The 18,207-nt window shown below is 78.0% G+C and carries 15 protein-coding genes; 8 read left to right on the forward strand and 7 right to left on the reverse strand.

Annotation, left to right across the window (positions count from 1 at the left end; translation table 11 throughout):
- Positions 1–69 precede the first annotated feature (69 nt).
- The 4 genes from LG943_RS24360 (at position 70) to LG943_RS24375 (ending at position 6,493) form a co-directional block, all read left to right on the forward strand.
- A complete protein-coding gene (locus LG943_RS24360) occupies positions 70–2,262 on the forward strand; it encodes a HelD family protein (RefSeq protein WP_270074701.1) in 2,193 nt (730 codons plus the stop codon).
- 86 nt (positions 2,263–2,348) lie between these two features.
- Positions 2,349–3,365: an alpha/beta hydrolase family esterase gene (locus LG943_RS24365; RefSeq protein ID WP_270074702.1), complete on the forward strand. Its 1,017-nt coding sequence runs from the start codon at positions 2,349–2,351 to the stop codon at positions 3,363–3,365.
- 228 nt (positions 3,366–3,593) lie between these two features.
- A complete protein-coding gene (locus tag LG943_RS24370; protein ID WP_270074703.1) occupies positions 3,594–5,048 on the forward strand; it encodes an ATP-binding protein in 1,455 nt (484 codons plus the stop codon).
- Positions 5,045–6,493 (forward strand): tetratricopeptide repeat protein, encoded by a 1,449-nt coding sequence (locus tag LG943_RS24375; RefSeq protein WP_270074704.1) that lies wholly within the window; start codon positions 5,045–5,047, stop codon positions 6,491–6,493. Before LG943_RS24370 ends, LG943_RS24375 begins: the two co-directional genes overlap by 4 nt.
- 64 nt (positions 6,494–6,557) lie before the next feature.
- On the opposite strand, the gene LG943_RS24380 is transcribed toward LG943_RS24375, so the two are convergent.
- Positions 6,558–6,983: a PPOX class F420-dependent oxidoreductase gene (locus LG943_RS24380; RefSeq protein ID WP_270074705.1), complete on the reverse strand. Its 426-nt coding sequence runs from the start codon at positions 6,981–6,983 to the stop codon at positions 6,558–6,560.
- 156 nt (positions 6,984–7,139) lie between these two features.
- Here LG943_RS24380 and LG943_RS24385 point away from each other — a divergent pair, with 156 nt between their 5' ends.
- Positions 7,140–7,994, forward strand: coding sequence for an SAM-dependent methyltransferase (locus LG943_RS24385; protein ID WP_270074706.1), 855 nt, complete (start codon positions 7,140–7,142; stop codon positions 7,992–7,994).
- Positions 7,995–8,102: 108 nt separating this feature from the next.
- Here LG943_RS24385 and LG943_RS24390 read toward each other — a convergent pair whose 3' ends face one another.
- Positions 8,103–8,693 carry a DUF4352 domain-containing protein gene (locus LG943_RS24390; protein ID WP_270074707.1) on the reverse strand — a complete coding sequence of 197 codons (591 nt, stop codon included), beginning with the start codon at positions 8,691–8,693 and terminating at the stop codon, positions 8,103–8,105.
- 423 nt (positions 8,694–9,116) lie between these two features.
- On the opposite strand from LG943_RS24390, the gene LG943_RS24395 reads away from it, so the two are divergent.
- On the forward strand, positions 9,117–9,950 hold the full coding sequence (locus LG943_RS24395) for an SAM-dependent methyltransferase (protein ID WP_270074708.1): 834 nt from the start codon (positions 9,117–9,119) through the stop codon (positions 9,948–9,950).
- A gap of 72 nt (positions 9,951–10,022) precedes the next feature.
- On the opposite strand, the gene LG943_RS24400 is transcribed toward LG943_RS24395, so the two are convergent.
- The 5 genes from LG943_RS24400 to LG943_RS24420 form a co-directional block, all read right to left on the reverse strand.
- A complete protein-coding gene (locus LG943_RS24400; RefSeq protein ID WP_270074709.1) occupies positions 10,023–11,039 on the reverse strand; it encodes a PfkB family carbohydrate kinase in 1,017 nt (338 codons plus the stop codon).
- Positions 11,036–12,283, reverse strand: coding sequence for an AGE family epimerase/isomerase (locus LG943_RS24405; protein ID WP_270074710.1), 1,248 nt, complete (start codon positions 12,281–12,283; stop codon positions 11,036–11,038). Before LG943_RS24405 ends, LG943_RS24400 begins: the two co-directional genes overlap by 4 nt.
- A gap of 140 nt (positions 12,284–12,423) precedes the next feature.
- Positions 12,424–13,440, reverse strand: coding sequence for a LacI family DNA-binding transcriptional regulator (locus tag LG943_RS24410; protein WP_270074711.1), 1,017 nt, complete (start codon positions 13,438–13,440; stop codon positions 12,424–12,426).
- Positions 13,441–13,588: 148 nt separating this feature from the next.
- Positions 13,589–14,467, reverse strand: a complete 879-nt coding sequence (locus LG943_RS24415) for a LacI family DNA-binding transcriptional regulator (RefSeq protein WP_270074712.1) — start codon at positions 14,465–14,467, stop codon at positions 13,589–13,591.
- A gap of 282 nt (positions 14,468–14,749) precedes the next feature.
- The gene (locus tag LG943_RS24420) at positions 14,750–16,153 is read right to left on the reverse strand and encodes an aminotransferase-like domain-containing protein (RefSeq protein ID WP_270074713.1); all 1,404 of its coding nucleotides are present in this window, start codon (positions 16,151–16,153) and stop codon (positions 14,750–14,752) included.
- Between LG943_RS24420 and LG943_RS24425 the strand changes: the two genes are divergently transcribed.
- Both LG943_RS24425 and LG943_RS24430 read left to right on the forward strand, forming a co-directional pair.
- The gene (locus LG943_RS24425; protein ID WP_270074714.1) at positions 16,152–17,123 is read left to right on the forward strand and encodes a DMT family transporter; all 972 of its coding nucleotides are present in this window, start codon (positions 16,152–16,154) and stop codon (positions 17,121–17,123) included. The genes LG943_RS24420 and LG943_RS24425 overlap by 2 nt on opposite strands.
- Positions 17,124–17,337: 214 nt before the next feature.
- A complete protein-coding gene (locus tag LG943_RS24430) occupies positions 17,338–18,105 on the forward strand; it encodes a trypsin-like peptidase domain-containing protein (protein WP_270074715.1) in 768 nt (255 codons plus the stop codon).
- Positions 18,106–18,207 lie beyond the last annotated feature (102 nt).

Consider the following 18,207-nt stretch of genomic DNA (forward strand, 5'->3'; position numbering starts at 1 on the left):
ATTCCGGGGCGGGACCCGCGCTGCCGCCCGTTGTCCCGTGTCCCACCGACCGCCGAGGCTGCCCTCACCATGGCCGAAACCGTGCCCGATTCCGTCGCCGACCCCGAAATCCGCGCCGAACGCGCGTTCCTCGCCCACGCCCGCGCCGCCCTGGCCCGCATGCACGAGGACGTCGTCACCACCCAGTCCGTCCAGGACAGCGCCGAGGACGCCGACTACACCCTCATCAACCGCATCCTGGACATGGACCGGCAGCGGCGCGCCGCCGCGCTCGTGGACCTGCCCGACGTACCGCTGTTCTTCGGACGGCTGGAGTACCCGCCGGGCGCCGTCTACGAGGACGACCCCTCCGCCGGATCCGGGGCCGGCGACGGCACCGGTCCCGCCGCCCACATCCGCACCCCCGACGCCGACCGGGTCTACATCGGGCGCCGCCACGTCCACGACGGGCTCGGCGACCCCCTGGTCATCGACTGGCGCGCGCCGATCTCCGCCGCCTTCTACCGGGCCGGCCCCGCCGACCCGCAGGGCGTCCTGCGCCGCCGCCGCTACGGGTTCTCCGACACCGCCGAACTCACCGCCTACGAGGACGAGCCGCTGGCCGCCGCGCACCCCGGCCCCCCCGCCGCGGCGCCCGCCGGCGAGGACACCCTGGCCGACCGGTTGCTGCACGCCGAGATCGAGCGCCCCCGCACCGGCCCCATGCGCGACATCGTCGCCACCATCCAGCCCGAGCAGGACGACCTCGTCCGCGCGCCGCTGCGCCCCACCCTCTGCGTCCAGGGCGCGCCGGGCACCGGCAAGACCGCCGTGGGCCTGCACCGCATCGCCTACCTCCTCTACACCGAGCGCGACCGGCTGCGGCGCGACGGCGGGGTGGCCATCATCGGTCCCAACCGCTCCTTCCTGTCCTACATCCGCCGCGTGCTCCCCGCCCTCGGCGAGGTCGGGGTCCGCCAGACCACCATCGACGAACTCGCCGCCCGCGTGCCCGTGCGCCGCACCGAGGACCCCGAGGCCGAGCGGGTCAAGGGCGACGCCCGCATGGCCGAGGTCATCCGCCGCGACCTGTGGAGCCTGCCCACCCCGCCCGAGGACACCCTGGTGGTCGAGCGCGGCTCGCGCCGCTGGCGGCTGCCCGCCGACGAACTCGCCGAGGTCCTGGCCGAACTCCGCACCCGCGACATGGCCTACGGCGCCGGCCCCAACCTGCTGCTGCACCGCATCGCCCACCTGCTCATGCGGCGCATCGAGAACTCCGGGGAGTCCGTGGACTCCGGCACGCTGAGCGCGCTGCGCCGCAACCGCACCGTCAGCGCCGCCGTCCGCGCCATGTGGCCCAAGGCCGATCCGGTGCGCCTGGTCCTCGGCCTGCTGACCGACCCCGACCGCCTCGCCCGCGCGGCCGAAGGGATCCTCACCCCCGAGGAGCAGCGCAGCGTCCTGCTGCCGGGCCGCCCGCGCGGCCCCAAGTCGGCTCGGTGGTCGCTGGCCGACCTCGCCCTCATCGACGAGGCGGCCGGGCTCATCGAGCGCCCCGACACCCTGGGCCACATCGTGGTGGACGAGGCCCAGGACCTCAGCCCGATGCAGTGCCGGGTCGTCGCGCGGCGCTGCGCGCGCGGCTCGCTCACCGTGCTCGGCGACATCGCCCAGGCCACCAGCCCCTCGGCGGTGGACCGGTGGGAGACCCTCCTCGCCCACCTCGGCCAGCCCGACGCCCGCCTGGCCGTGCTCGACCGGGGGTTCCGCGTGCCCGCCCAGATCATCGACTTCGCCGCCCGCCTGCTGCCCGAGATCGCCCCCGGCCTGGGCCGGCCCACCGGTGTGCGCCAGGGTGCGGGGGCGCTGCGGGTCACCGCCGCCCGCCCGGACGAGAAGGCCGGCGCCCTGGTGGCGGCCTGCCGCGACGCGCTCGCCGGCGAGGGCTCGGTCGGCGTGATCACCGCCGAGGCCGACGCCCCCGCGCTGGCCGAGCGGCTGCGCGCCGAAGGGCTGCCGACCGCCCTGGTCGGCGAGACCGAGGACGCGCTGGAGGCGGCTCGGCTGGTGTGCGTGCCCGCCACGCTCGCCAAGGGCCTGGAGTTCGACGCGGTCGTGGTGGACGAACCCGCCCGCATCGCGGCGGCCGAGGCGCGCGGCCTCAACCGGCTCTACGTGGTGCTGACCCGCGCGGTGACCCGCCTGCACATCGTCCACAGCCGGCCGCTGCCCGCCGCCCTGGCGGCTTACGCCGGCGAAACGGCGGCGTCGGCAGGCTGACCGCAGGCTCCGCACCGCCGCGCGGGCCGGGCGCCCGGCCCGCGCGGCCGTGCGCCCTCCACCACCGACCACACGAAGGGACCACCATGCCGAAGACGCGAGTCCGGGGCCGGGCGACGGGACTGGCGCTGGTGCCGGTCCTGGCGCTGGGGTGGGCGGTCGCCGCCGGGGGCGCCGCCGTCGCCGACCAGTCGGCCGCCGGAGCGGGTGCGGCGGGCACAGCGGCCACAGCCGCCGCCGCGCGGGGCGGCGGCGGTATGCGGCCCGTCGAGGGCTCCGTGGCGGTCGGCGGCGCGGAGCGCACCTACGCGGGCGAACTGCCGCGCGGCCGGTCGGTGCCCGTGGTCGTCGCGCTGCACGGCAAGGGCTCCTCGCCGCGGGACATGGCCGAGACCACCGGGCTCACCGAGGCCGCCGCCGAGGAAGGGCTGGGCGTGGTCTACCCCGCCGGCCTGCACGGGGGCTGGGGCGACCACCGCGAGCCCACCGCCCTGCGGCCCGACCCCGAGGCCGACATGGACTTCCTGCGCGCCCTGGTGGCCGAGCTGGTCGCCGAGCACGGGGCCGACCCCGACCGCGTCTACCTCGCCGGGCAGTCCAACGGCGCCAACATGGCGCTGCGCGCCGCTGCCGAGGAGCCCGGCCTGTTCGCGGCGGTCGCCTCGGTCGCCGGGCAGCTCGGCGCCGTGCCCGAGCCCCAGGAGCCCGAGGGCGGCGTCCCGCTGCTCTACGTCTACGGCACGGCCGACCCGCTGCGGCCCTACGCCGGGCTGCCCGACCCGCCGGCGCCCTCACCGGACTTCCCCGAGCCGCCGATCGCCTCGATCAGCGCGCCCGCCACGGTGGAGGCGTTCGCGCGCGCGGCCGGAGCCGAGGAGGGCCGCACCCGGCGGCTGCCCGACCGCGACCCCGGTGACGGCACCCGGGTCGACCTCACGCACTGGCGCACCGACGACGACGGGCGGCAGGTCGCGTTCTACCGGGTGGCGGGCGGCGGCCACTCCTGGCCCGGCGGCAGCACCCGCCACGCCGACGTCCAGGGGCCCATCAGCCAGGACTTCTCCGCCGCCGACGCCATCGCCGAGTACTTCGCCGCGCACTGACCCGCGCCGGCCGCGACCATCCCGGACCGCCGGTCCGCCCCCCTCCCGAAGGCGGACCGGCGGACACAGCGGGGGCGGAGGCGTTCCTCCCGGCTTCCGCCCCCGCTCCCCGCCGCCCGGCCGCGCCCGCCGTGCTTCGGCGGTGCCCAGGGGACGGGGGAGGAACGCGGACGCGGCCAGGGGCGTCATAGGGTGCTGAGGTCGTGATCAACTACGGGAGGAAGTGCGTTGGACGTCAGCCCGGCACTCATCGCCAGCCTTCGCGCGGCCGTGGCCGCCGCGCCCGATGACGTGACGCTGCGGCTGCACCTGGCGGAGCTGCTGCTCTCCTCCGGCGACACCGCCGGCGCCGTCTCGGAGGTCGGCCACGCGCTGCACGTCGACCCGTCGTCGGGCCCGGCGCGCGAGCTGATGGCCCGGGCGATCGCGGCCCCGCCGCCGGCCCCCGCCCCGGCGCAGCCGGCCCCGGCCGCCGCTCCCGAGCCCGGCGGCTCCGCCGCCGGCGCGGACGTCCCCGGCGCCGCCCAGGCGCCCGCCGACACCGCGCGCCACGAGCCCCCGGGTGGCCCCGAGCACGAGCCCGGCGGCTCCGCCGCCGAGGGCACCGCCCTTGGCGAGCCCTCCGGCGGCGCCGAGACCGACCCCGCCGACCTCACCGACACCGCCACCGACGACCCCGACGCCCCCTCCGGCGGTTTCCGTGACATGGCCGGCTTCGACTGGTCGGCCGCCGAGCGCGAGATCGAGGACATCGTCGGCCCCGCCTACGTTGTCGCCGACCCCCAGGGCGCCGGCTCCGGCTACCCCCCGCCCGAACCCGTCGCGCCCGCCGTGACCCTGGCCGACGTCGGCGGCATGGAGACCGTCAAGGAGCGCCTGCACGCCGCCTTCCTCGCGCCCATGCGCAACCCCGAACTCCAGCGCCTCTACGGCAAGAGCCTGCGCGGCGGCCTGCTGCTCTACGGCCCGCCCGGCTGCGGCAAGACCTTCATCGCCCGCGCGCTGGCCGGTGAGCTGGGCGCCGACTTCCTGTCCGTGGGCATCGCCGACGTCTTGGACATGTACCTGGGCCAGTCCGAGCGCAACATCGGCGGGGTCTTCGCCCAGGCCCGCCGCCGCGCGCCGTGCGTGGTGTTCCTCGACGAGATCGACGCCCTCGGCCGCCGCCGCGACCACGGCACGGGCGCCGGCGCCTCCGTCGTCCACCAGCTCCTCCTCGAAATGGACGGCGTCAACGCCGACAACGAGGGCGTCTTCGTCCTCGCCGCCACCAACCAGCCCTGGGAGGTCGACCCCGCCCTGCGCCGCCCCGGCCGGTTCGACCGCACCGTCCTGGTGGTGCCGCCCGACGCCCCCGCCCGCGAGGCGATCCTGCGCTACCACCTGCGCGACCGCCCCATCGAGAACATCGAGGTCGACACCCTGGTGCGCGGCACCGAGGGGTTCTCCGGTGCCGACCTCGCCCACCTCTGCGACTCCGCCGCCGAGCGCGCCCTGCTGGACTCCGCCGCCAGCGGCGAGGTCCGGCTGATCCAGATGGCCGACTTCGAGGCCGCGCTCACCGACGTCCGCCCCTCCACCGAGACCTGGCTGGAGACCGCGCGCGGGGTGGCGATGTTCGGCAACCAGGCCGGCGCCTACGACGACCTGGTGGCCTACCTGAACGGGCGGACGGCGCGGTGACCGACTCCCCCCGCGACCACGCCGAGGAGCTGATCGAGCGCGCCCGGGCGCTGCTGGAGATGGGCCGCCTGGAGCAGGCCGAGGAGTTCGCGCGCCGGGCCGTGGCCGCCGCACCCGAGAGGGCGAGCGCCCTGCTCACCCTCTCCCGCGTCCTGAACAGGCGGGGCGACGGCGAGGGCGCCCTGGAGGCCGCCGCGCGGGTGGTCGCCCTGCGCCCCGACCTCGCGGTCACCCACTACTGGTACGCCGCCCTGCTCGGCGACGCCGGCCGCTTCAGCGAGGGGCTGCGGCACGCCCGCGAGGCGGTGCGCCGCAACCCCGGCTCGGCCGTGGAGCTGGGCGTCCTGGCGCGCTGCGCCGCCATGGTGGCCGGGTGCGCCGACGAGGCCCGCGCCGCCGCCGCCGAGATGCTGCGCCTCTCCCCGGCCGACCCGGTGGCCCAGGACCTCGCGCGCGGCGTCTACACCCGGCTCGGCGACTGGGAGCGGGCCCGCGAGACCGCCCAGGCCGTGGTCGACGCGCGGCCCGCCGACCCGGTCAGCCGGTTCCGCCTGGGCGAGGCGCTGCTCAACCTGGGCCGCCACGCCGAGGCCACGGCGGCGTTCCTGTCCACCCTTCAGCAGCGGCCCTCGCAGGACCAGTTGGAGACCACCGCCGTGGTCCTGCTGGAGGCAGGGCTGCCCGAGGAGACGCGCGAGCTGTTCAGCCGGGTGTGCACGGCGCTGGGCCGCCCCGACCCCACCGTGCCCCACGCGGCCGGCACCGACGAGCGGCTGATCGCCTGGCAGTTGGAGGCGGCGGACCTGCTCGTGGAGGAGGCCGGCCGCCCCGACATGGCCCGCCCGGTCCTTCTCGCGCTGTTCGCCGACAATCCCCGCCACCCCGATGTGCGGACCGCGCTGGGCGCGCTGGTCTACGACGTCGACGGCGACCCCGAAAGCGCCTGGGAGCTGGTCGCGCCGCTCGTGGAGGCCGGCCACGACAGCGCCGAGGCCCACGCCGTGGCCGCCCACGCGCTCACCGACCTCGGCCGCCTGGACGAGGCGGCCGCCCTGGCCCGCGCCTGCTGCGGCCGGTGGCCGCACAGCTCGCTGGTCTTCGAGTACGTCGAGGCCCGCTGCCACGGGGAGCGCCGCGACCACGCCGCCGTGCTGGAGGCCACCGAACGCGGCCTGGCCCGCCATCCGCACCACCCCGGCCTGCTCTACCTGCGCGGCCGGTCGCAGCTCACCGTCAGCGTGGAGGACGCCCTGCCCACGCTGCGCGCCGCCATCGCCGCCGACCCCGACGACCACGAGCCCTACTTCTGGCTCGCGCTCGGCCTGAACAAACTGGGCGACCGCCAGGCCGCCGAGGAGGCGATCGCCACCGCCGAGCGCCTGTCGGGCCTGGACCTGCGCTCGTCCCTGGGCGGCCCGCCCCCGAAGGAGGAGGCGCCGCGCTGACGGGTTCCCCGCCGCGCCGCCGGCCCCGGCCGCTCGCCCGTCGGGGGTGAGTCCGGTGGCCGGGTCACTCGGCCATGTCGAGTCCGGCGATGACCTTGGTCGGCCGGAGGCGCACCACCAGTTCGCCGGGGACGCCGTTGCGGCGGCCGAACTCCTCGGCGCGCTCGGCGCCCATGTAGCGGCCGGCGATGTCGGTGGCGGTGCGCAGCAGCTCGCCGGGGTCCTCCGACACCTCGGCCACGCCCTGGACCTGCACGAAGGAGTAGGGCGGCGCCTCGTCGTCCACGCAGATGCTCAGCCGGGGGTCGCGGGCGATGGCGCGGCCCTTGGCGGTGTCCTTGCCGGTGTTGAAGACGATGTCGTCGCCTTCGAGGACGAACCACACCGGCGCCACCAGCGGGCGGCCGTCGGAGGCGGTGAAGGCGAGTTTCCCGGTGCGGGTGCCCGATTCCAGGAGGTCGCGGACGCGGGGATCACTGATGGAAGCCACGGGCGCCACCCTAGTCCGCCGCGGCCTCCCACACCACGGCCGCGCGGGGGTGTCGCGGGCGGTGCCCGGCGGGGCCGGGCGGCCCGCGCGGCGGCGGCCTGGGCGGTCGGGGGATGACAGGATGGGCGGGCACACCCCAGCGAACCGGAGCACGCGATGGCCCCCACACCCTCCTGGATGCACGGCGACGCCGGCCCCGCCCAGCCGCCGCCCGGCATCGACACCGACCTCGCCCACCCCGCCCGCATCTACGACTACTGGCTGGGCGGCAAGGACAACTTCGCGGCCGACCGCACCGTCGGCGACCAGATCATCGCGGCCACGCCGGCCATTGTGAAGGCGGCGCGGGCCAACCGCGCGTTCCTCGGCCGGGCGGTGCGCTACCTGGCCGGCGAGGCGGGCATCCGCCAGTTCCTCGACATCGGCACCGGGGTGCCCACGGCCGGCAACACCCACACCGTCGCCCAGGAGGCCGCGCCGGAGAGCCGCGTGGTCTACGTCGACAACGACCCGGTCGTGCTGGCCCACGCCCGCGCCCTGCTGCGCAGCGGGCCGCACGGCGCCACCGCCTACGTCGACGCCGACCTGCGCGACACCGACGCGGTGCTGCGCGGCGCAGAGGAGCTGCTGGACCGCACCCGCCCCACCGCCGTCATGCTGCTGGGCATCCTGGAGTTCATCACCGACGACGCCCAGGTCGCCGACATCGTCGGCCGCCTGCTCGGCGCGTTCCCCAGCGGCAGCCACCTGGTCGTCAGCCACTCCACCGCCGTGGTCGACCCCCAGGGCATGAACCGCGCGGCCCTGCTGTGGAACGAGGGCGGCTCAACACCCCTGGTGCTGCGCGGCCCCGACGACCTGGCCCGCGTCTTCGCCGGCCTGGAGCTGGTCGAGCCGGGGATCGTCTCGGTGCCGCTGTGGCGCCCCGGCCTCGCTCCGGCCGGGGACGGCGGGGACGGCGCCGCCCCCGCCCCGGTCGACTGCTTCGCCGCCGTGGGCCGGGTGCCCTAGCCCGACCGGCCGGGCTTCGCCAGACCTGGGCCGACCGCCTCCCGCGCGCACGAGAAAGCCGGGCCGCCCCGAGGGCGGCCCGGCCTGGTGCGCGGCGGCGGTGCGGCGTCAGTTCACCGGGGCCTCGTAGGAGGTCATGCCGAGCACGTCCTCCATGATCAGCGTGGTGGGCGCCGAGGCGGTCGGGAAGACCACCACGCCGGTCTCGCTCTCGCCGGTGGCGAGGTCCATGGCGTCGAAAGGCTCGTCCTGGCCCACCGACTCCATCAGGTCGGCCTCGACGGTCTGGCCGGTCTCGTCCTCCACGGAGAAGTACAGCGGGTTGACCGCCAGCGGCTCGGAGCCGTTGTTGGTGACCGTGACGTTGACCGCGACGAAGTCGCCGCCCTCCGAGAGCACGCCGGGGGTGTACTCCGCCGTCTCGGCGACGATGGTGACCTCGCCGTCGCCGCCCTCGGCGGGCGGGGCCGAGGAGCCGGGCGGCTCCGAGCCCGCGCTGGGGATGTCCACGGCCGGCGGGGAGTCGGCGCTGTCGTCGCCGTTGAGCACCACCGCCGCCACGACGATGATGCCGATCACCAGCACCAGCAGGCCGCCGCAGCCCAGGCAGCCGAACAGCCACCAGTTGGTCTTCTTCTTCGGCGGCTCCTGGGGATAGGAGTAGGGCTGCTGCGGCTGGGGGTACTGAGAGGAGTACACGGGAGACCCCTGTCCGTTCCTGGGCGGTGTCGGATGCTGAGACGCGCCCATGGCTGTGGTCGAGCGCATGAGCGCCGGCGAGGCAGGGCGCCTCGTGGGAAAACGGCCGAGGCCGGGCCGGTCCGGACGGCCGCCGCGAAGGGGAGGGCGGCCGGCTTCCCGTGCCGGCAGAGGGTATGACGGCGCCCGGCCGCCCCCGGTTCCACCCGGGTTCCCCGCCGCCGGGCCGCGCGGCGGTGAGCTGCGCCACAGCGCGGGCGCGGCCCACCGGGGTCCCAAATGCCGGAAAGCCCCTCGTGCACGGGGTTTGCGGTGCGATCCAATAAGCTCGCACCGAGTGTCCGGCCCGCCCCGGCCGCCCGGAGCCGCCACCCCACACCAGGCGCGCCTCCGCTCCGCCTTCGAGACGAACGAGGACCCGCCATGAGCGCCCCCACACCTCCCGGCCCGCCCGCGCCCGCCGGGGTCGACACCACCGTCCCCAGCGCCGCCCGGCTCTACGACTACTACCTCGACGGCAAGAACAACTACGCCGTCGACCGCGAGATGGGCGGCAAGCTGCTGAAGGCCGTGCCCGAGTTGAAGATGGCGGCGCACGCCAACCGCCTCTTCCTGGGCCGGGCCGTGGAGTTCATGGCCGAGCAGGGGGTCGACCAGTTCGTCGACGTCGGCTCCGGGCTGCCCACCCAGGACCCCGTGCACGAGGTCGCGCGGCGGCACATCCCCGACGCCCGCGTCGTCTACGTCGACCACGACCCGGTCGTGCGCGTGCACGCCGAGGCGCTGCTGGCCGACCGCCCCGAGATCACCGGTGTGGTCCTCGGCGACATGCGCGAGCCCGAGAAGGTCTTCCGCGCCGACGACCTGGTCTCCCGCATCGACCTCAACCGCCCCGTGGGGCTGCTGCTGATCGCGGTGCTGCACTTCCTCAAGGACGAGCAGGCCCCCTACGAGCTGGTCCGCCGCTACCTGGACCGCCTCGCACCGGGCTCCTACATCGCCATCACCCACCTGGAGCGCGACACCCACCCCGAGCGCGCCGACTTCCTCCAGCAGATGTACGAGTCCACCAGCTCGCCCGGCCAGATCCGCAGCGGCGACGAGATCGCCCGCTTCTTCGCCGACGTCACCCTGGTGGAGCCCGGCCTGGTGCACATCGCCGACTGGCGGCCCCGCGACACCCAGCCCTACTACAGCCCCGAGCAGGTCTGGGGGCTGGGCGGCGTGGCCCGCTGGGACGGCCCCGCCCGCTCCTGAGCGCCGGCCCCGCCCGCGCGCGGCGCGGGCGGGGGAGCCGGGGCGCCCCGGGCGCGGGGCCCGGCCCCGCGGTCAGCCCGCGAAGGCGAACCCCGCCAGCTCGCGCGCCGTGGGGGGATCGGCGCCGGGCCGGGTGCAGGTGATCGCGGCGGCGCGCGCCGCCGTGGCCAGCAGCGCCTCCAGCTCCCCGGGCGCGGTGGGCACCGCGCCGCCCGCCGCCGCGCACCCGGCGATCAGGGCGGCCATGAACGTGTCGCCCGCGCCGATCGTGTCGCGCACCGCCACCGGCGGCGCCGCCGCCCGCGCCCGGCCCTCGGCGCTGAGAGCGAACGCGCCCTCGCCGCCGCGCGTGACCACCACCGCGCGCGGCCCCAGCGCCAGCAGCCGCGCCGCCGCCGACTCCGCCGACTCACCGGGGTACAGCTCCGCCAGGTCGGCGTCGCTGGCCTTGACCAGGTGGCTGACCCGGCAGAACTCCTCGGTGCGCGCACGCGCGTGGTCGGCGCCGGGCAGCGTGGCCAGGCGGACGTTGGGGTCGAAGGTCACCGTGCGCCGCGCCCGCTCGCGGCGGGCGAACTCCAGCAGCACCGCGTCGCCGGGCGGGCGCAGCGCCGCGATCGAGCCCAGGTGCAGCACCCGCACCGAGTCCGGCAGCGCGTCGGCCAGCTCATCGGGGCTCCACCGCCAGTCGGGGGCGTCGGCCAGCCAGAAGTCGTAGCGCGCCGACCCGTCGGGGCCGATCCCGGCCAGTGCCAGCGCCGAGGACCCCGGCCCCACCGGGCAGCGGCTCAGGTCGACCGACTCCGCGCTCATCCGCGCGCGCAGCCGCTCGGCGAAGGAGTCGGTGCCAAACCGCGACAGCAGCAGGGTGGGGGTGCCCAGCCGGGCGGTGGCCACCGCGATGTTGGCCGGTCCGCCGCCGGGCACCGGGTCGAGCCGGCCGTCGCCGGCCGGGATCAGGTCGATGACGTGCTCGCCGGCGACGGCCGCCAGCGGCGCCGCCCGCCCCGCGCCGGCCGCGTCCACTGTGCCGGCCGCGTCCGCCGCGCCGCGCGGCGCCCCGGCGGGCTGTCCCGCGTCCTGAGTCATCGTGCCCCGCTCCCTTCGGCGGTGCGCAGCGCGAACCCGGGGGCGGCCAGACCCTCGGCGAACGCCAGCGCGGTGTAGGCGTGGTAGACGTCGGGCCGGCCCGCCCAGACCGTGGCGCCGGGCCGGTTGGCCGGGTCGAGTTCGTGGCGCCAGTTGCCGGCCGCGTCGTCGACCAGGTGCGCGCGCACGTAGCGCCACCACCGGTCGGCGTGCTCGGCGTAGCCGGGGTCGGCGGTGCGCCGGTGCAGCGCCGTGGCCGCCGCCACCGCCTCGGTGGCCACCCAGTGCATGCGCTCGCGGATCACCGGGCGGTCCGCCCAGTCCAGGGTGTAGCAGAACCCGTCGGCGCCGTCGCGCGCCCACGACGCCCGCGCCGCCGTGGTGAACAGCGCCTCGGCCGCCGGCAGCAGCCACCCCGGCGGGTCGGCCAGCGCCGCCTCGACGTGCAGCAGCAGCCGCGCCCACTCCAGCGAGTGGCCCGGGGTCCAGCCGTAGGGGCGGAACGGGTCGGCGGGTCGGTCGCGGTTGTACTCGGGCCGCACCCGCCAGTCGGCGGTGTAGTGCTCGGGCAGCCGGTGGCCGTGCGCGGCGGCCTGCTCGCCGATGAGGAACTCGGCGACGCGCAGCGCCCGCCGCGCCCACTCCGCCTCGCCGGTGGCGGCCCCGGCGGCCAGGAACGCCTCGACCAGGTGCATGTTGCTGTTGGCGCCCCGGTAGGGCTCGGCGCCGCTCCAGTCGCGGTCGAACGCCTCGGCCGCGCGCCCGGCCCGGTCGTCCCAGAAGCGGGTGTCGACCACGGCGGCGGCGTCGGCGAGCAGGTCGGCGGCGCCGGGGACGCGCGCGGCGGTGCCGGTGGCGCCGGCCAGCAGCACGAACGCGTGCTGGTAGGCGGCCTTGGCGGTGTCGGCGGGGGTGCCGTCGAGGTCCAGACGGGAGTACCAGCCGCCGTGGGCGGGGTCGCGCAGCGACTCCCGCAGCCGCCGCACCCCGTGCTCGGCCAGGCCGGCGGCGCCGGCGGGGCCGGTGCGGCCGGTGCCGCCCGCGTGCAGGGCGTGCAGCGCGGCCACGTGGGTGGCGCGGGCGGTGATCCAGGTGTGGACGCCCTCGTCGGCGCGGGGCCGGCCGTCGTCGTCCAGCCAGGCGAACCCGTGGGGGTGGCGGGCGCGCCCGGCCCAGGCCACCAGCCGCTCCCGCTGCGCGCGCGTCCACTCCGGCGGGGCGGGGTCGTCGGCGGAAGGGTCCATGGCTCCTCCATTCGTCCGTGCGCCCGAGGCGCGGGACAGGACATCACTGAACCGGTTAAGTGTCAACGCTCGCGACCGCGCCGCCACCCTACCGGGGCGGTGCCCGGCCGCGCCGGACGCCGCGTGGGCGGCGCGGGCGCTCAGCGCGGGGGCCGGGCGGTGCTGGCGCGCTCGACCAGGGCGCCCGGGGCCGCCGCGGTGTCGGCCGCCGCGCCGCCCGCCAGCAGCTCCCGCAGCACCCGCGCCGCCTGCTCGCCGTAGCCCTTGACGTCGCGGCTGACCGCCGTGAGGGCCGGCCGCGTCATGCGGCACAGCGGGGAGTCGTCCCAGGCCACCACCGACAGGTCGGCGGGCACCGCGAACCCCAGTTCGTGGGCCACGCCCAGGCCGGCCACCGCCATCAGGTCGTTGTCGAAGACCAGCGCGGTGGGGGCCGGGCGCCGCGACAGCAGCCGCCGGGTGGCCTGCGCGCCGGAGGCGTCGGAGTAGTCGGCGTGCACGGTCGCCCAGTCGGCCAGCCCGAACGCCGCCGCGGCCTCCTCGAACGCCGCCGTGCGCCGGTGGGTGTGCAGCAGCGCGGCCGGCCCCGCCACCCGGCTCACCCGCCGGTGGCCCAGGCCGGCCAGGTAGCCCACGGCCCGCGCCACCGAGGCGGCGTCGTCGGACCACACGCAGGGCTGCGCCGCACCGGGCAGCGGACCGCCGATGAGCACCGCCGGCAGCCCCATCTCGGCGAGGGCCGCCGGGCGCAGGTCCTCGGTCAGCAGGTCCACCACCAGCACGCCGTCGACCCGGCGCTGGGCGTGCCAGTTGCGGTAGGTGCGCACCTCCTGCTCCTGGTCGGGGGTGACCTGGAGCAGCAGCGAGGTGGAGGTCTCGGCGAGCGCCGTCTGCACCCCCGACATCAGCGCCATGAAGAACGGCTCCAGCCCGAGGGTGCGCGCGGGGCGGCCCACCACCATGCCGATCGCGTCGGCCCGGCCGTCGGAGAGCGCGCGGGCGGCGGTGCTCGGCGCCCAGCCCAGCTCCTCGGCGATGGCCAGCACGCGCAGCCGGGTCGCCTCCGACACCCCCGGCTTGCCGTTGAGCGCGTAGGAGACCGACCCCTTGGAGACCCCCGCTGCCTGGGCGATGTCGGCGATGGTGGGACGGCGCACGGTGGTCTCCCTCGGTTATCGGCGGTGCCGCCGCGCGCGGCCGGGAGCCGCGCGGCGCGGGCGATGGCCCGACACGGGCAGCGTAGTTCGTCGCCCGGCCCCGCCCCGTGGCGCGGGCGCGGCGCTGTAGGGCGCGGCCGGGCGCCCCTCACACGCCCGCGCGCACCCCCGGGCGGGCGGTGCTGCCCCGCGCCACATAGCGGGCGGCGGGGGACCACCGCTCGGCCACCGGGCGGCCTTCGACGCGCTCCAGCACCGCCTCCGCCACGGCGGTGCCGTACTGGTGGACGTCCACGCTCATGGTGGTCAGCGGGGGCGAGGCCAGCCGGCACAGCGTGGAGTCGTCCCAGGCCACCAGGCTGACGTCGGCGGGCACCGCGACGTCCAGCCCCTTGGCGGCCTCAAGGCCCGCCACCGCCATCGCGTCGTTGTCGTAGAGGACGGCGGTGGGCGGGTCGGCGGCGCCCAGCAGCCGCGCCGTCAGCTCGGCCCCCGCCTCGCGCGAGTAGTCGCCGGCCAGGACCACCGGCGGCGCGATCCCGGCGCGGCGGCAGCCCTCCTCCAGCGCGGCCGTGCGCGCCCGGGTGTGCAGCAGGTCGGGCGGGCCGCTGATGCGCGCCACCCGCCGGTGCCCCAGGTCCAGCAGCCGTGCCAGCGCCTCGTGCACGGGCGCGGCGTCGTCGGTGCGCACCGCCGGGGCGGCGGGATCGCCGGGCCAGGTGCCCACGAGCACGGCGGGCAGGCCCAGCCGGGCGAGGACCGCCGGGCGCTCGTCGCCGGCGCGCAGGTTGACCACGGCGACCGCGTCGACCAGGCCGCGCGCGGCCCAGCGCTCGTAGGCCGCGACCTCGGCGGCGGGGGAGTCGACGATGTGCAGGAGCACACCCATGTCGCGCTCGGCCAGGCGCTCCTCGATCCCGCCGATGAACTCCATGAAGAACGGCTCGACGCTGAGCAGCCGGGCGGGCCGGGCCAGGATTAGCCCGACCGCGCCGCCCTGGCCGGGAGCCGGCGCCGGCTCAGCCATGCGGGGCCGGGCGCGGGGCGGCGGCGCCCGGCGGGCGGGGGCCGCGAGGGCGGACGGCGTCGGGTGCGGCCACGAGAGGGCTCCTTGCTCGGATCGGCCGGAGAGGGCGGGCACGGGCCCGGGGCGGACCCCCGGTCGGGGACGGGCCGGCGGCGGGCGGCGAGCCGCCGGGGCGGGTCGGCGACACCCACGGTCTTACGTCATCGACTTAACTAAGTCAACCGGCGGCGCGGACGGCGCGTTCCCGGCGCGCGGGGCAGAGAGGCCCGGCCGCGGCCGCCGCTACCGCTGCCGCGCCAGGGCCGCGCCGATGGCCCGCGCGCCGTCGGCGAAGGCGCCCGGGTCGGGGCCGGCGAAGTTGAGACGCAGGTAGGGGCCGGTGGGTTCGGCGGGGAACCACGCGTCGCCGGGGGCCACCGCCACCCCGGCCGCCTCGCAGTCGGCCACCAGCACCTCCAGGTCCACGGCGTCGGGCAGGCGCACCCACAGGTTCAGCCCGCCCCGGGGCACAGCGGTCACATACGCCTCGGGCGCGTGCTCGCGCAGCGCCGCCACGAGGATGTCCCGCCGGGCGGCCAGGTGGCGGCGCAGCCCGCGCAGATGGGTGCGCCAGGCCGGCTGGGTGACGACGTCGAGCGCCGCGGCCTGGAGCACGGCGCTGACGTAGAGGGACTCCGCCTGGGCGGCGGCCAGGATCCGCTCGCGCGCCGGCCCGCGCGCCACCAGCCCGGCCACGCGCACGGCGGGGGACACGCTCTTGGTCAGCGACCGCAGGTGCACGACGTGCCCGCCGTCGTCGCGCGCGGCCAGGGGCACCGCGTCGGTGTCGATGGCCAGGTCGTGGGCCCAGTCGTCCTCCACGACGAACGCCCCGTGGCGGCGCGCCGCCGCCAGCACCCGGTCGGCCAGGTCGGCGGACCAGTGGGCGCCGGTGGGGTTGGCGAAGGACGGCTGGGCGTAGAACGCGCGGGCGCCGGTGCGCGCGAAGGCGCGGTCGACCTCGTCGGGGTCGGGGCCGTGCGGCCCGCTGGGCACCGGCACCACCTCCACGCCGGCCTGCGCGGCGGCCAGGATCGCGCCCCAGTAGGTGGGCGACTCCAGCAGCAGCGGCCGGCCCGCGCCGACCAGGGCGCGGAACGCGGTGCTCAGCCCGCTCTGGCTGCCCGGCAGGACCACCACGTCGCCCGCCGCCGGCGGGGCGGTGCCGGGGCCGGCGCCGAGTTCGGCCGCGAACCACGCCTGGAGGTCGGGCAGGCCGGCGGCCGGGGAGCGCGACACCGCCGCGGCGCCGCGCGCGGCCCGCGCGAACGCGGCGCGCACCAGCCGCTCGGGCAGCAGGTCGCGGTCGGGGTAGCCCGCGTGCAGCGCGACCACGTCGTTGGGCACGGTGCGCAGCGCGGCCGACAGGCGCGGTGCGCGGGCGCGCGGGGAGCCCAGCGCGGCGGTCTGCCAGCCGTGGTCGTGCGGGCGGGCCGGGGGCGCGGCGCGCACGAACGTGCCCACGCCGGGGCGGCTCTCCACCGCGCCCTGCGCGGCCAGCGTGCGCAGCGCCTTCTGCACCGTCACCGGGCCGGCGCCGTACTGGGCCGCCAGGGCGCGGGTGGAGGGCAGCCGGGCGCCGGGCGCGGCCGCCGCGATCCACTCCCGCAGGTCGGCGACGATCCGGCCGCTGCTATCGTTGGACATGAGAGAAGACAGTAGCGCTATCGTCTCCGCGTCGCCACCGCTATCATCCTCCGCCGCCGGTCTGGGCTGGGGCCTGCTGGGGGTGGCGGCTTTTTCCCTCACCGTGCCGTTCACCCGCCTGGCCGTCGCCGGCGGCGGCATGTCGCCGCTGTTCACCGGCTCGGCCCGGGCGGTCGTGGCCGCCGTGCTCGCCGCGGCCGCGCTGGCGGCCACCCGCCAGCGCCTGCCGCGCGGCGCGCAGTGGGTCCGCCTGGCGGTCGTCGCCGGCGGCGTGGTGGTGGGCTTCCCCGTGCTGACCTCCTTCGCGCTGACCGCCGCGCCGGCCGCCCACGGCGCCGTCGTGATCGCCCTGCTGCCCGCCGCCACCGCCGTGACCGCGGTGCTGCGCGGGCGCGAGCGGCCCCCGCTCGCCTTCTGGGCCGCGGCGGCGGCGGGCGCGGTCGCGGCCGTGGTGTTCGCCGCGCTGGCGGGCGGCGGCCTGGGCGCGGGGCCGCACTGGGCCGACGCGCTGCTGTTCGGCGCCGTGGTCGCGGCCGCCCTCGGCTACGCCGAGGGCGGGCTGCTCGCCCGCGAACTGGGCGCCTGGCAGACGGTGTCCTGGGCGCTGGTGCTCGCCGCGCCGCTGATGACCGCGCTCACGGCCGTCTCGGCGCTGCGCGAGCCCCCGAGCGCCACCCCGCTGGCCTGGGCCGCGTTCGCCTACCTGGCCGTGGTGAGCATGTACCTCGGCTTCTTCGCCTGGTACCGGGGCCTGGCGATCGGCCCGATGGCGCGGGTCAGCCAGGTGCAGTTGGTCCAGCCCGTGCTCACCATCGGCTGGGCCGCGCTGCTGCTGGGCGAGCACCTGGCCTGGACCACCGTGCTGGGCGGCGTCGCCGTGGTCGCCTGCGCCGGCGGCGCCGTGCGCACCCGGCTGGGTGCGGTGGCGCGGCCGGTGGCGCGCGAGGATCCGGGCGGGCGCGCGGGGTAGCGCACCACCCTTCCCACCTCCCCCACCGCCAGACCGCCCCGGAGGCGCCGAGCGCGTGTCCGAAACCCGGGGCGGAGGCGTCGGGGCAGGTCGGCGGGCCGGCGCCGAAACCGGCCGGGAGTGGCCGCCGCGCGCGGCCGTGCGGCGGTTTGCCCGGTCCGCCGCGACGGCATCTACCTGGGGCCGAGGGCGGCTGACGGGGGAGGTGGAGCCGGTGCCGGGGAGATCCGCGCGGCTGGTCGCCGCCGCGCTCGTGCTCGCCGTCCTGGGCTGCGCACCGCAGCACCCGGGCGGGCCGGGCGCGGCCGGGGAGCCGGCCGCCCCCACGGCCTCCGCCGCACCGCCCGCCGCGACGGCCGCGCCCGGCTCCGGCGCGGCCCGCCTCGACACCGCGCCGGTCGAGGTCCCCGACGACGTGCTGGCGGGCGTCGTCTCCGTGCAGACCCGGCGCGGCGCCCACCGCGGCAGCGCGTTCCGGATCGGGCTGGAGGGCGTGGTCGTCACCGCCGTCGGCGTGGTGGCCGGCATCGAGCCCGGCCGCGGCGTGCGCCTGGTGCGCGCCGACGGCGAGCCGGTGGCGGCCGAACTGCTGGGCCGGGCCGGCGGCGCGGGCATCGCCGTGCTGCGCGTGGAACCCGGGTCCGGGCTGCCGCCGCTGGTCGCGGGCACCGCGTTCACCCGCGCCCGCGCGGGCGACCCGGTGGTGGCCGTGGGCGCCCCGGCGGTGCTGGCGGCCCCCGCCGCCCCGGTCGTGCTGCGCGACAAGCGGCGGCCCGTGGCGCTCGGCGCGGCGGGCGCGGCCACCGCGCTGGCGGCCGAGGGGCCGGCGGCCCCCGGCGCGGCGGGCGGTCCGCTGCTCAGCGCCGAGGGGCAGGTGCTTGGGGTGATCACCGCCCGCACCCCGCCCGCGCGCGGCGGCGTGGTGGCGATCCCCGTCCACCGCGCCCGCCAGGCGGCTTTTGAGATCGTGCGCGCGCTCTAGCCCCCGGCCGGTGGCCCGGAGGTGGGGGGGGGGGGGGGCCCCCCCCCCCCGCGCCCCCCCCCCCCCCCCCCGCCCCCCCCCCCCCCCGGGGCGCGGGCCAGA

The sequence above is a fragment of the Streptomonospora mangrovi genome (assembly GCF_027604915.1).
Classification (GTDB): Bacteria; Actinomycetota; Actinomycetes; order Streptosporangiales; family Streptosporangiaceae; genus Streptomonospora; species Streptomonospora mangrovi.